Source organism: Leclercia tamurae, from assembly GCF_025566055.1.
In the GTDB taxonomy this organism is placed as follows: domain Bacteria; phylum Pseudomonadota; class Gammaproteobacteria; order Enterobacterales; family Enterobacteriaceae; genus Enterobacter; species Enterobacter tamurae.
In genome coordinates this window covers 284,618-297,166 of the sequence record NZ_JAMHKS010000078.1, presented here as the reverse complement: position 1 = coordinate 297,166, position 12,549 = coordinate 284,618, and the positions used below count along the sequence as shown (strand labels likewise).

The 12,549-nt window shown below is 53.0% G+C and carries 17 protein-coding genes and 1 other annotated feature (1 of these 18 running past the window's edge); of the genes, 9 read left to right on the top strand and 8 right to left on the bottom strand.

The genetic code is table 11. The features are described from left to right. Positions 1-113, bottom strand: a sequence feature (Phe leader region) (it extends 11 nt beyond the left edge of the window). The 5 genes from pheM to thrS form a co-directional block, all read right to left on the bottom strand. Beyond that, on the bottom strand, positions 64-108 hold the full coding sequence (gene pheM, locus M8318_RS21335; protein ID WP_001386830.1) for a pheST operon leader peptide PheM: 45 nt from the start codon (positions 106-108) through the stop codon (positions 64-66). It overlaps the preceding feature by 45 nt. 116 nt (positions 114-229) lie before the next feature. After that, complete coding sequence (rplT, locus tag M8318_RS21330; RefSeq protein ID WP_012017122.1) at positions 230-586, bottom strand: 50S ribosomal protein L20; 357 nt, start codon at positions 584-586, stop codon at positions 230-232. Between the two features lie 51 nt (positions 587-637). Next, a complete protein-coding gene (gene rpmI / locus M8318_RS21325) occupies positions 638-835 on the bottom strand; it encodes a 50S ribosomal protein L35 (protein WP_003030583.1) in 198 nt (65 codons plus the stop codon). A 95-nt stretch (positions 836-930) separates the two neighbouring features. Continuing rightward, entirely contained in the window at positions 931-1,473 is a 543-nt protein-coding gene (gene infC, locus M8318_RS21320) for a translation initiation factor IF-3 (RefSeq protein ID WP_106993634.1), read from the bottom strand. A 3-nt stretch (positions 1,474-1,476) separates the two neighbouring features. Further along, positions 1,477-3,405 carry a threonine--tRNA ligase gene (gene thrS, locus M8318_RS21315; protein ID WP_106993633.1) on the bottom strand — a complete coding sequence of 643 codons (1,929 nt, stop codon included), beginning with the start codon at positions 3,403-3,405 and terminating at the stop codon, positions 1,477-1,479. 233 nt (positions 3,406-3,638) lie between these two features. Here thrS and yncL point away from each other — a divergent pair, with 233 nt between their 5' ends. Both yncL and yniD read left to right on the top strand, forming a co-directional pair. Then, positions 3,639-3,824, top strand: a complete 186-nt coding sequence (gene yncL / locus M8318_RS22680; RefSeq protein ID WP_332019636.1) for a stress response membrane protein YncL — start codon at positions 3,639-3,641, stop codon at positions 3,822-3,824. A gap of 100 nt (positions 3,825-3,924) precedes the next feature. Then, positions 3,925-4,032: a small membrane protein YniD gene (gene yniD / locus M8318_RS21305; RefSeq protein ID WP_242685365.1), complete on the top strand. Its 108-nt coding sequence runs from the start codon at positions 3,925-3,927 to the stop codon at positions 4,030-4,032. A 184-nt stretch (positions 4,033-4,216) separates the two neighbouring features. Here yniD and M8318_RS21300 read toward each other — a convergent pair whose 3' ends face one another. Both M8318_RS21300 and M8318_RS21295 read right to left on the bottom strand, forming a co-directional pair. Beyond that, entirely contained in the window at positions 4,217-4,450 is a 234-nt protein-coding gene (locus tag M8318_RS21300; RefSeq protein WP_106993632.1) for a hypothetical protein, read from the bottom strand. Positions 4,451-4,705: 255 nt separating this feature from the next. Then, entirely contained in the window at positions 4,706-5,464 is a 759-nt protein-coding gene (locus M8318_RS21295) for a DUF481 domain-containing protein (RefSeq protein WP_106993631.1), read from the bottom strand. Positions 5,465-5,757: 293 nt separating this feature from the next. Between M8318_RS21295 and pfkB the strand changes: the two genes are divergently transcribed. From pfkB to M8318_RS21280, 3 genes are all read left to right on the top strand, one after another. Continuing rightward, the gene (pfkB, locus tag M8318_RS21290; RefSeq protein ID WP_106993630.1) at positions 5,758-6,690 is read left to right on the top strand and encodes a 6-phosphofructokinase II; all 933 of its coding nucleotides are present in this window, start codon (positions 5,758-5,760) and stop codon (positions 6,688-6,690) included. Positions 6,691-6,779: 89 nt separating this feature from the next. Further along, on the top strand, positions 6,780-7,070 hold the full coding sequence (ghoS, locus tag M8318_RS21285) for a type V toxin-antitoxin system endoribonuclease antitoxin GhoS (protein WP_262664400.1): 291 nt from the start codon (positions 6,780-6,782) through the stop codon (positions 7,068-7,070). Positions 7,071-7,175: 105 nt separating this feature from the next. Then, complete coding sequence (locus M8318_RS21280) at positions 7,176-8,036, top strand: fructosamine kinase family protein (protein WP_262664399.1); 861 nt, start codon at positions 7,176-7,178, stop codon at positions 8,034-8,036. A 39-nt stretch (positions 8,037-8,075) separates the two neighbouring features. On the opposite strand, the gene M8318_RS21275 is transcribed toward M8318_RS21280, so the two are convergent. Beyond that, entirely contained in the window at positions 8,076-8,612 is a 537-nt protein-coding gene (locus M8318_RS21275; protein ID WP_262664398.1) for a YniB family protein, read from the bottom strand. A gap of 145 nt (positions 8,613-8,757) precedes the next feature. Here M8318_RS21275 and hxpB point away from each other — a divergent pair, with 145 nt between their 5' ends. From hxpB to M8318_RS21255, 4 genes are all read left to right on the top strand, one after another. Continuing rightward, positions 8,758-9,426, top strand: coding sequence for a hexitol phosphatase HxpB (gene hxpB, locus M8318_RS21270; RefSeq protein WP_262664397.1), 669 nt, complete (start codon positions 8,758-8,760; stop codon positions 9,424-9,426). A 146-nt stretch (positions 9,427-9,572) separates the two neighbouring features. After that, positions 9,573-10,334 carry a 2-dehydro-3-deoxy-D-gluconate 5-dehydrogenase KduD gene (gene kduD, locus M8318_RS21265; RefSeq protein ID WP_166182227.1) on the top strand — a complete coding sequence of 254 codons (762 nt, stop codon included), beginning with the start codon at positions 9,573-9,575 and terminating at the stop codon, positions 10,332-10,334. A 92-nt stretch (positions 10,335-10,426) separates the two neighbouring features. Then, positions 10,427-11,017 (top strand): metal-dependent hydrolase, encoded by a 591-nt coding sequence (locus tag M8318_RS21260; protein WP_106993625.1) that lies wholly within the window; start codon positions 10,427-10,429, stop codon positions 11,015-11,017. Positions 11,018-11,147: 130 nt separating this feature from the next. Next, positions 11,148-12,539 carry an L-cystine transporter gene (locus M8318_RS21255; protein ID WP_106993624.1) on the top strand — a complete coding sequence of 464 codons (1,392 nt, stop codon included), beginning with the start codon at positions 11,148-11,150 and terminating at the stop codon, positions 12,537-12,539. Positions 12,540-12,549: the final 10 nt, after the last annotated feature.

Genomic DNA, 12,549 nt, shown 5'->3' with positions numbered 1-12,549 from the left:
CTCCATCAGGAGGCTTTCTGGCGCTGTTTTCCGTTTCGTCTTTCACGCGCTAGCCCCCTGATATCAGGTGCTAAAGTAAAAGAAGAAGCGGAAAATAGCAGCATTCATGCTTGCATTACCTTGTGTGGTAAGAGACCTAACGCCTTATTGAAAAGGGTTGGCGAAAAATTGTCAACGTTTTGATGCTGTTGAAATGAAAAGAGGGAGCAGAGCTCCCTCTTCAACTGGCTTATGCCAGAGCTGCTTTCGCTTTTTCGACCAGCGCGGTGAACGCTAACTTGTCGAATACTGCGATGTCAGCCAGGATCTTACGGTCGATTTCAACAGAGGCTTTTTTCAGGCCGTTGATGAATTTGCTGTAAGAAATACCGTTCTGACGTGCTGCTGCGTTGATACGCGCAATCCACAGTTGACGGAACTGACGTTTACGTTGACGACGGTCACGGTAAGCGTACTGACCAGCTTTGATAACTGCCTGGAAGGCAACGCGGTATACGCGTGAACGCGCACCGTAGTAGCCTTTGGCTTGTTTCAAAATTTTCTTGTGACGTGCACGGGCAACTACACCACGTTTTACGCGAGCCATATGTGCTCTCCTGTATCTATTCTAATTAAAAAGTTAAAAAACGTTAACGACTTATGCGTACGGAAGGCACGCGATTACCAGGCCCAGATCGCCTTTAGAAACAAGGCCTTTTGGACGCAGGTGACGTTTACGCTTAGTAGATTTTTTGGTCAGAATATGACGCAGGTTTGCGTGCTTACGCTTAAATCCACCACCACCGGTTTTTTTGAAGCGCTTAGCAGCACCGCGTACGGTCTTAATTTTTGGCATTTTAATAACTTCCACTTCGCATTGTTAATAAACGAAACAAAGGCGAACAAAATCTGTGAAGCCTTTCGGCTCCACAGAAATTGCTACTTGAAGGCCTACTGTTTCTTCTTAGGAGCAAGCACCATGATCATCTGGCGGCCTTCGATCTTCGTAGGGAAGGATTCGACTACTGCCAGTTCACTCAGATCGTCACGGACGCGGTTAAGCACTTCCATGCCGATCTGTTGGTGGGCCATCTCACGACCGCGGAAACGCAGTGTGATCTTGGCCTTATCGCCCTCTTCGAGAAAGCGTATCAGGCTGCGGAGTTTTACCTGATAATCGCCATCGTCGGTACCAGGACGGAATTTGATTTCCTTAACCTGGATAACTTTTTGCTTCTTCTTCTGTTCCTTAGAAGATTTACTCTTTTCATAAAGGAACTTGCCGTAGTCCATGATACGACAAACTGGCGGTTCGGCGTTAGGGCTGATTTCAACTAAATCTACTCCAGCTTCTTCAGCCTTTTCGATCGCTTCTCTCAGACTCACAATCCCCAGTGGCTCACCTTCCAGATCTGTTAAGCGAACTTCCTGGGCGCGAATCTCGCCATTGATACGATTCGGACGTGCCGTTTGAACTCGTTTTCCGCCTTTAATACCTTATTCCTCCAGTTGTTGAAGACTGCGGCTGCGAATCTCTTGTTGCAGCTTCTCAATCACTTCATTTACGTCCAGGCTGCCCAGGTCTTTACCACGGCGGGTGCGAACGGCAACTTTGCCTGCTTCCACCTCTTTATCACCACAGACCAACATATACGGGACACGACGTAAAGTGTGCTCGCGGATTTTAAAGCCAATCTTCTCATTTCTCAAGTCTGCTTTTACGCGAATGCCCGCATTTTGTAGTTTCTGCGTCAATTCTTTAACGTAATCAGCCTGAGAATCAGTAATGTTCATCACTACCACCTGCACTGGCGCAAGCCAGGTTGGGAAGAAGCCCGCGAACTCTTCGGTCAGGATGCCGATGAAGCGCTCCAGTGAACCGAGGATAGCACGGTGAATCATTACCGGCACCTGACGCTCGTTATCTTCGCCAACATAAGAGGCGCTTAAACGCTGCGGCAGGGAGAAGTCCAGCTGTACAGTACCGCACTGCCATGCACGATCGAGACAGTCATACAGGGTAAATTCAATTTTCGGACCGTAGAATGCGCCCTCGCCCAGCTGGTATTCGAACGGGATACCGTTCTCTTCCAGCGCCACGGCGAGATCCGCCTCAGCACGATCCCAGGTCTCATCGCTACCGATACGTTTTTCCGGACGCGTTGAGAGTTTGACCACGATCTTCTCGAAGCCAAAGGTGCTATACATATCGTAGACCATACGAATACAGGCGTTAACTTCATCACGTACCTGATCTTCAGTACAGAAGATATGAGCATCATCTTGCGTAAAGCCACGAACACGCATCAGACCATGCAGTGCGCCTGATGGTTCATTACGGTGGCAGCTACCGAACTCTGCCATACGCAGCGGCAGATCGCGATAGGATTTCAGACCCTGGTTAAAGATCTGAACGTGCCCCGGGCAGTTCATTGGCTTGATGCAGTATTCACGGTTCTCAGAGGAGGTGGTGAACATCGCATCTTTGTAGTTGTCCCAGTGGCCGGTTTTTTCCCACAGCACACGGTCCATCATGAACGGGCCTTTCACTTCCTGATACTGGTATGCTTTCAGCTTGGAACGCACGAAAGTTTCCAGCTCACGGAAGATAGTCCAGCCATCGTTGTGCCAGAAGACCATACCCGGCGCCTCTTCCTGCATATGATACAGGTCGAGCTGTTTACCGATTTTACGGTGGTCACGCTTCGCCGCTTCTTCCAGGCGCTGCAGATACGCGTTCAGGGCTTTTTTGTCAGCCCAGGCGGTACCGTAGATACGCTGCAACATTTTATTGTTGCTGTCGCCACGCCAGTAAGCACCCGCGGTTTTCATCAGTTTGAAGTGATGGCAGAAGCGCATGTTCGGCACGTGCGGTCCACGGCACATGTCGATGTATTCTTCGTGATGATACAAGCCAGGCTTGTCATCATGAGCAATGTTCTCGTCAAGAATAGTGACTTTATAGTTTTCGCCACGCTTCACGAAGGTTTCACGCGCTTCGTGCCAGCTGACGGTCTTCTTGATGACGTCGTAGTTGCTCTCAGCCAGCTCGTGCATACGCTTTTCGAGGGCTTCGATATCTTCCTGGGTCAGCGTGTGGTCAAGGTCAACGTCATAGTAGAAACCGTTGTCGATAACCGGGCCGATAGCCATTTTGGTGTTAGGCCACAGCTGCTTGATCGCATGACCGAGCAGGTGAGCGCACGAGTGACGAATGATCTCCAGACCTTCTTCGTCTTTCGCGGTGATGATCGACAGCTTCGCATCGTTTTCAATTAAATCGGAAGCATCAACCAGCGCACCGTCTACGCGGCCAGCAATAGTGGCTTTCGCCAGACCCGGGCCGATATCCAGCGCAACATCCATTGGGCTGACGGCGCGGTCGAAATGGCGTTGGCTGCCATCAGGAAGAGTAATTACAGGCATTTTATGTCCTTATTTGCAGTGATGCCCCACACATAAGAGCATATGCAAAGAAAATAATCTTTAATTTACAGTAAATTGCAAAGCCATCTGACCAACAATCGTCAAATTGGCCCGCAATCATGCACAGGATCGAAATCAGAAAAATGGCAATTTACGATCAGCCTGTTGATGGTAACACTAACGCCAGGGTGAAAACACCCTTACGGGCAGATTGAACGCGTTAGTACTTTTGCATGAGTTTAACGTTGAAATTCAAACAGCTTCTCGCAATAACGGGGGGCTGGGCTATTCTTGAACAGGTCCTTCAACACGCTATGGGGCATATTATGAACGTATCCAGCAGAACAGTCGTTATCCTGAACATTCTTTCTGCCACCGCATTACTTGTGATTCTGGCAGATAAGTTTCACTGGTTTTGAAGCTCATAGTTGCAAGCGCCTGACGCTTTGACATCCCGGCGAAGCGCAATTATTTTTGCTCTTTGGTAAACTACCGCCACCAAAGAACAAGGATGATTTGATGCCGACGAAACGCTTTTCAAAAAAATACTGGAAGATGGTGATTGTGTTAATCACCCTTTGTGCTGCCCTGCTGTTATTCCGTTGGGCAGCCATGCTTTGGGGGTAATCTCATCTTCCTCTTCTGTAAGTTAACGTTGTTACGCTTTTTTGCGTAATCCCAACGAATATAAACTTACGTTTTAATTATCTTTATACAAATTACAGAAATAAAAAAACCGGCACATCAGAATCCGGTTTTTTTTAGCGGCAATAACGGCCAGGAAATGAATTTATCGTCTTTGACGAATCAATCAGGACCATTCACCGGCAACCAGTTTATGCACGTCGAACGCGTCGTCCATGGATTGCCCGGTAGATTGCGAGCCCGGGGCGATGTTCGATCCGGCTTCTACATCAGAGGCTTTCGTGATGCCAATTTGTGTAGACGTGTCACTGGCAGAGTTATATGCAGAATCAGCGGCAAATGCGCCGAACGACAGTGCAGAAAGCACTATTGCTGCAGAAGCAGTTGTGATTTTATTCATGATGTTTTTCTCTTACTGAATTAATACAGACCAACTTAGAGCAATATCTAACTTGTCCTCATAGTTTAGATCTGGATCACACTTTTGCATAGTCAAAATATTTATCAATTCGTGTCAAATAAACTGAATGTTAACAAAGCGGGGAATTATGGAGAAAATATGGAGATATCGGCTGCGGCTATATTTTAAAACACTGTTTATTATTTATCAGCACAAAAATTAAAAACGGGCCAATATATTATTGGCCCGCTGCGATTACATTTTGTAGCCCAGAGAGACGGTAGTTCTGCGATCGGTATGTTCCGGTGCAGAGGCTGGTGGCTCAGAGTTCCAGGTCACATTGTAGGCAACCTTCAGCCCGAAATGGGCGTTAATCGCCACGTTCAGCGCAGTCTCAGAGTTGACGGTAGTGTCGTCAGCGCCAAAGACAGAGACGCCCTGGGTAAATTTGGCGTTATCGGTCATCTGCCAGGCATAGGTCCCTGACGCATAGCCCAGCGGCTGGGTTTCGGTGTCGCCGTCGGTATATTCGTCGTAACGCACACCCGGACCAAATTCAAAGCGGAAGCTGTGTACCGGGCCGTTCAGGAACTGACGACCATAACCGGCCGTTGCTACATCACGCTGACGATAGCCGTTGTAGCGGTCGGTCAACCAGCTTGCCTGGCCGAAGAGGTAGTCAACGTCAGTCATGTTGTAACGGCTACGCCCACCCACCGCATATTTCTCGGAAGAGCGCTCATCGTTAGATGAGGTATTGCTGGCGTTACCCCACAGCGACCAGGCGGTGCTGGTGCCGTACCAGGTCATAGTGGTGTCAGCGGTCAGGGAGGAGCTTTTGGTATTGCCTGATTGCGCCAGATAACCTGCGTTCAGGTTGCCTTCAAAAGGTTTCTGTGCAGTGGAGGGATCGTCCATGACAGTAAAAACGGAATCATCGGCTGTTGCATGCATTGACGCAAACAGGCCTCCCGCTACCATCATTGCAGCGGGTACTGTCTTTAAAAGCTTCATTTATAAAGAGTCCGTACAACAAAAAAAGAGACCATTACGGTCCCGGAAACTTTCTTGCGGATCAATGCCATGAGATCCCACGAAAGGTAACAAATTATAAAAAGGCTCAAATAACATAGCAATGATTTCTTGTTTCATTTTTGGAATAAGAACGATCTTAAACCAGCCGGTTATTTATAAATAAACGTCAGGGTACGTAACGATATTCATATTTAAAATCATATTGTTATTTACTTTCCCTTCCGCGGGTTAGGTGCCAGGCTTAAGGCTATCCTCATTCAAAGGAGATCAGCATGGATCGTATCTTTACGTTGACGCTCTCCCCTTCTCTGGACAGCGCAACCCTGACGGCACAACTTTATCCTGAAGGTAAACTCCGCTGCAGCGCGCCGGTATTTGAACCCGGCGGCGGGGGGATTAACGTGGCGCGCGCCATTGTGCACCTCGGCGGAAAAGCCACTGCCATCTTTCCCGCGGGCGGCGCGACAGGCGAGCATCTGGTCTCGCTTCTGGCTGATGAGCAAGTCGCCGTGGACACGATCGAATCCCACGACTGGACCCGGCAAAACCTCCACGTGCATGTTGAATCCACCCACGAGCAGTACCGCTTTGTGATGCCCGGTGCGACGCTGAGCGACGATGAGTTTCGCCAGCTGGAAGAGAAAGTGCTGGCCATCGAGAGCGGCGCACTGCTGGTTATCAGCGGCAGTCTGCCACCCGGGGTTAAAACCGAACGGCTGACGCAGTTGATCCGCGCTGCGCAACAGAACGGCATCCGCTGCATCGTTGACAGCTCGGGGGAGGCCCTCAGCGCTGCGCTGACCCTCGGTAATATCGAGCTGGTGAAACCCAATCAGAAAGAGCTGAGCGCGCTGGTTAATCGCGATCTCAGCCAGCCGGATGACGTGCGCCGCGCCGCTGAAGAGCTGGTGAAGAGCGGCAAAGCCCGCCGAGTCGTGGTGTCGCTCGGCCCACAAGGTGCGCTGGCCGTGGATGAGACCGGTTCAGTGCAGGTCGTACCGCCGCCGATGAAAAGCCAGAGCACCGTCGGCGCGGGTGACAGCATGGTGGGGGCCATGACCCTGAAGCTGGCGCAGGGTGCCTCCTTACGGGAGATGACCCAATACGGCGTGGCGGCAGGCAGCGCGGCGACCATTAATCACGGTACCCGGCTCTGTTCACTGGATGACACGCAGAAAATATTCACTTACCTGACCAATGCGTAATCATTGCCCTCCCGGTGACCCGGCGAGGGCGACAAATGGCATGAATCGTCTATGCTAAAAAAAATTTCGAGATAACAACGAGGTGAATTATGAGCAGTGGAGATATCGCTCGCTACGTGGTAACCGTCAAAATTCATGAAGATTCGCTGACAGAACTCAATGAAATCAACAACCATCTTACCCGCGGCGGTTTTTTACTGACCATGACCGACGAAGATGGCACGCTGCACGAGCTGGGCACCCATACTTACGGACTGGTCAGCGCGCTGAGTGAAGACGAAGTAAAGGCGCTGACCACCGGTCTGGTGGAAAGCGCCACCGGAAAAGCGCCGCAGGTCGAGGTGACGAGCTGGGAAAACTGGCACCATCAGCAACAATAAATGCCATAGGGTCAACCAAACGGCCCAGATGTGCGTTAGTTCGTGTTTTTGAACCATAGTTTCACGCTAACTTTATGATCTGGCAGACAACATGGGAGAGCTATCATGTGGCAGGCTATCAGTCATCTTTTAAGTGAACAACTGGGCGAAGGTGAAATTGAACTGCGTAACGAGCTGCCAGGGGGCGAGATCCACGCCGCATGGCATCTTCGCTATGCAGGACGCGACCTCTTCGTAAAATGTGATGAACGCGAACTGTTACCTATCTTCACCGCGGAAGCTGACCAGCTGGAACTGCTCTCCCGCAGCAAAACCGTCTCCGTACCCCAGGTCTGGGCCGTCGGCAGCGATCGCGACTACAGCTTTCTGGTGATGGACTACCTCCCTGCCCGTCCGCTCGATGCCCACAACGCCTTTATTCTGGGGCAACAGATTGCCCGCCTGCATCAGTGGAGCGAGCAGCCGCAGTTCGGTCTCGATTTTGACAATGACCTCTCCACCACGCCGCAACCTAACGCCTGGCAACGACGTTGGGCAACCTTCTTTGCCGAACAACGGATCGGCTGGCAGCTGGAGCTGGCGGCAGAAAAAGGGCTGGAGTTCGGCAACATCGATGCCATAGTCGATCATATTCAGCAGCGCCTGGCCTCGCACCAGCCGCAGCCTTCGCTGCTGCACGGCGATTTATGGTCAGATAACTGCGCACTGGGCCCGAACGGTCCTTATATCTTCGATCCGGCCTGCTACTGGGGAGACAGGGAGTGCGACCTGGCTATGCTGCCGCTGCATCCTGAACAACCGCCGCAGATTTACGACGGCTATCAGTCGATCTCGCCGTTACCGGCCGATTTTCTGCAAAGACAGCCGGTGTATCAGCTCTATACTCTGATGAACCGCGCCATTCTGTTTGGCGGCGAGCATCTGGTGACTGCGCAGAGGGCGCTGGAGCGGGTGCTGGCGGCGTAACGCACAGACTGCCGGGCAGCACTGCCCGGCAACGAATGCTTATACCAGCCCGAGGAGGGAGAACAGGAAGTACCCGGCGACGATCATCAGCACCGGCAGCACATAGAGCGTGAAAATTTGCAGGAAAATGGTGTGATTCGGCACCACGATACGCGATTCAATCTGCTCGCGGGTTAACCCCTCTTCACCTTTCGCCTTCTCCAGAATCAGCTGGGCTTCAAGCCCTTCGCGGATCAACCGGGTTTGTCGGCGCATCCGCGCCCCTGAAGCCTGCAGCGCGAGGGCAATAAAGATCAGAGCAAAAATAATCCAGAACGCGATATTCACTCCCTGGCGGAAATCGGGCGTCGGGGAGTTGTACCAGAAGAAATTCAGAAACGGCGTGTTAAAGCGCATCATCTCGATCATGACGTGGGCAAAATCCAGCATCACGGCATTGATCCCGGCCTGCTTTTCGCTGTGGTCATAGATAAATTTCAGGACGGAAATAATGGTCGAGATCACTGCCGGGATAAAAATTATCCATCCGGCGATGATCTTCAGTATCGCTACACGTCCAGCTTGTTGATATGTCATCGGTTCCTCGTTTTTAAAATACATCCTTTGAGGCTAAGTCTACCTGCTGGCTGTCATTTTCGCCCGTTCTTTGCAGGCGATATGGTAAATTGCCGGGGTTAGGTAGCCTTTACCCCTGATCAACACCTACGAAAGGAGAAGTTGCATGTCGACGCCGCGTCAAATTCTTGCAGCCATTTTTGATATGGATGGATTACTGATTGATTCCGAGCCGCTCTGGGATCGTGCTGAACTGGATGTGATGGCCAGCCTGGGCGTGGATATCACCCGCCGTCACGAACTGCCGGACACCCTCGGCCTGCGCATCGATATGGTGGTTGAACTCTGGTATGCCCACCAGCCGTGGGTGGGACCGGGCCGTGACGAGGTAACCGACCGCATTATCAACCGGGCCCTGACGCTGGTGGAAGAGAACCGCCCGCTGCTGAAAGGCGCACGAGAGGCCGTGGCCCTGTGCAAGGCGCAGGGGCTGAAGGTGGGTCTCGCCTCTGCCTCGCCGCTGCATATGCTGGAAAAAGTGCTGATTATGTTCGATCTGCACGACAGCTTTGATGCGCTGGCCTCGGCAGAAAAACTGCCTTACAGCAAGCCGCACCCACAGGTGTATATGGACTGCGCCGCGAAACTGGGCGTCGATCCAACCAACTGCGTGGCACTGGAAGACTCCGTTAACGGTATGATAGCCAGCAAAGCGGCGCGGATGCGCTCTATCGTGGTCCCCGCTGAAGAGAACCAGCACGATGCCCGTTACGCCCTGGCGGACGTCAAACTGGACTCACTGCAGGCGCTTACCGCAGCCCATCTTCGCGGATAGTTAGCGACCGCGGGCAACGCCCTGTTGCCCGCAAATATGATCCATCTAATATTTTTAAAACATCATTTCATTTCCATTTGATATTCCATTCTGCTGCTTCTATGCTTATCTCAGAACAACTATACCCCCTACTTTCTGAGGTCTGTATGATACTGGATGCCTTTAATCTTTCAGGAAAAGTTGCCATCGTTACCGGCTGTGATACCGGCCTCGGCCAGGGCATGGCGCTGGGTCTGGCTCAGGCAGGCTGCGACATCGTGAGCGTTAATCGCCGTGTCCCGGAAGAGACCGCCGCAGGCGTGAAGGCCCTGGGGCGTCGGTTTCTGGCCATTCAGGCCGATCTCAGCAAGCAGGATGGCATTGACGATATCGTCGGGCAGACGGTCGCCGGAATGGGACGGGTCGATATTCTGGTCAATAACGCCGGCACCATCCGTCGGGAAGATGCCCTCTCCTTTAGTGAGAAGGACTGGGATGATGTGATGAACCTCAACCTGAAATCGGTCTTTTTCCTCTCCCAGGCGGTGGCCCGGCAGTTCATCGCCCAGGGGCAAGGGGGCAAAATTATTAATATCGCCTCGATGCTGTCGTTCCAGGGCGGGATCCGCGTTCCTTCCTATACCGCGTCAAAAAGTGGCGTGTTGGGCATCACCCGTCTACTGGCTAACGAGTGGGCGCAACACGGCATTAACGTCAACGCCATCGCGCCGGGCTATATGGCAACCAACAACACCCAGCAGTTACGCGATGACGAGCAGCGCAGCAAAGCGATCCTCGATCGCATTCCGGCAGGTCGTTGGGGTAAGCCGGAAGACTTACAGGGCCCGGCGGTTTTCCTGGCTTCGTCAGCCTCGGACTATATCAACGGCTATACCATTGCCGTCGACGGTGGCTGGCTCGCCCGTTAACAGGTTTGTGACAAAGAGTTACACCGTCACCGCTTCCGTCTACTGTATAAAAACCCTATACTGGATGCATCGACAGTTTAGTGGGTTTTATCATGACGGCGGAAGGTCATCTGCTCTTTTCTCTCGCCTGCGCAGTGTTTGCCAAAAACGCTGAGCTTACACCTGTGCTGGCGCAGGGCGACTGGTGGCATATCGTGCCATCGGCAGTGTTGACCTGCCTGTTACCTGATATCGATCACCCCAAGTCGCTGCTCGGCCAGCGGCTGAAGTGGATCTCCAAACCCATTGCCCGCGCCTGCGGCCATCGCGGCTTTACCCATAGCCTGCTGGCGGTGTTTGGCGTCCTCACCCTGTTTTATTTAAAAGTCCCGGATAGCTGGCTGATCCCGGCGGATGCCATTCAGGGGATGGTGCTGGGCTATCTGAGCCATATTCTGGCGGACATGCTGACCCCGGCGGGCGTTCCCCTGCTATGGCCCTGCCGCTGGCGTTTTCGTCTGCCGATCCTCAGACCGCAAAAAGGTAACCAGCTGGAGCGCGTCCTGTGCATGGCTCTCTTCGCCTGGGCGGTGTGGATGCCACAGACAGTGCCGGAAAACGGGGCCGTGCGCTGGTCATCGCACATGATCAATTCCCTACAGTTTCAGTTCAACCGCTTTATTCATCACCAAAGTGAACAGTAACTGGCCAAATCTAGCCGTTTTGGCATAACCCATTCCATTTGGATATAAGCGACCAGATCACACTTCTGATAATCTTGCGCCAATAAGGTCGGACCTAATACCGATCTGCAATTTAATCAGGAGAACGGGGATGAACTTTCCATTAATCGCGAACATCGTGGTGTTCGTCGGCTTACTGCTGTTGCTGGCGCAGTCGCGTCACAAACAGTGGAGCCTGGCAAAAAAAGTACTGGTCGGTCTGGTGATGGGCGTGGTCTTTGGCCTCGCGCTGCAGGCCATTTACGGTGCCAGCAGCCCGGTACTGAAAGAGTCTATCCAGTGGTTTAACGTTGTCGGTAACGGCTACGTCCAGCTGCTGCAGATGATTGTTATGCCGCTGGTGTTTGCCTCTATTCTGAGCGCAGTGGCCCGTCTGCATAACGCTTCCCAGCTGGGTAAAATCAGCGTTCTGACCATCGGCACGCTGCTGTTTACCACTTTGATCTCTGCCCTGGTGGGTGTGCTGGTCACCAACCTGTTTGGCCTGAGCGCAGAAGGTCTGGTGCAGGGCACCGCGGAAACCGCGCGCCTGACCGCCATCGAGACCAACTATGCGGGTAAAGTTGCGGATCTCTCCGTGCCGCAGATGCTGCTCTCCTTTATCCCGAAAAACCCGTTTGCCGATCTGACCGGGGCCAACCCGACGTCAATCATCAGCGTGGTCATTTTCGCTGCCTTCCTCGGCGTGGCGGCACTGAAGCTGCTGAAAGATGATGCCCCGAAAGGCCAGCGCGTGCTAACCGCCATCGACACCCTGCAGAGCTGGGTGATGAAGCTGGTGCGTCTGGTGATGCAGCTGACCCCATACGGCGTTCTGGCGTTGATGACCAAAGTGGTGGCAGGCTCTAACCTGCAGGACATCATCAAGCTGGGCAGCTTCGTGGTCGCTTCATACCTCGGTCTGGGCATCATGTTTGTGGTCCACGGCATTCTGCTCGGCGTAAACGGCGTCAGCCCGCTGAAATACTTCCGTAAAGTGTGGCCGGTACTGACCTTCGCCTTTACCAGCCGCTCCAGCGCGGCATCTATTCCACTGAACGTGGAAGCGCAGACCCGTCGTCTGGGCGTGCCGGAATCGATCGCCAGCTTCTCCGCCTCCTTTGGCGCGACTATCGGTCAGAACGGTTGTGCCGGTCTTTATCCGGCGATGCTGGCGGTGATGGTAGCGCCAACGGTGGGCATTAACCCGCTGGATCCGGTCTGGATTGCGACCCTGGTCGGGATTGTGACCGTGAGCTCTGCCGGTGTGGCTGGTGTGGGCGGCGGCGCGACCTTCGCGGCGCTGATCGTACTGCCTGCGCTGGGTCTGCCGGTAACGCTGGTGGCACTGCTGATCTCCGTTGAACCGCTGATCGACATGGGCCGTACCGCGCTGAACGTCAGCGGCTCCATGACCGCCGGTACGCTCACCAGCCAGTGGCTGAAGCAGACCGACAAAGCGGTACTGGACAGCGATGAACATGCAGAGCTGGCGCACCGTTAAGCGCCTCTCC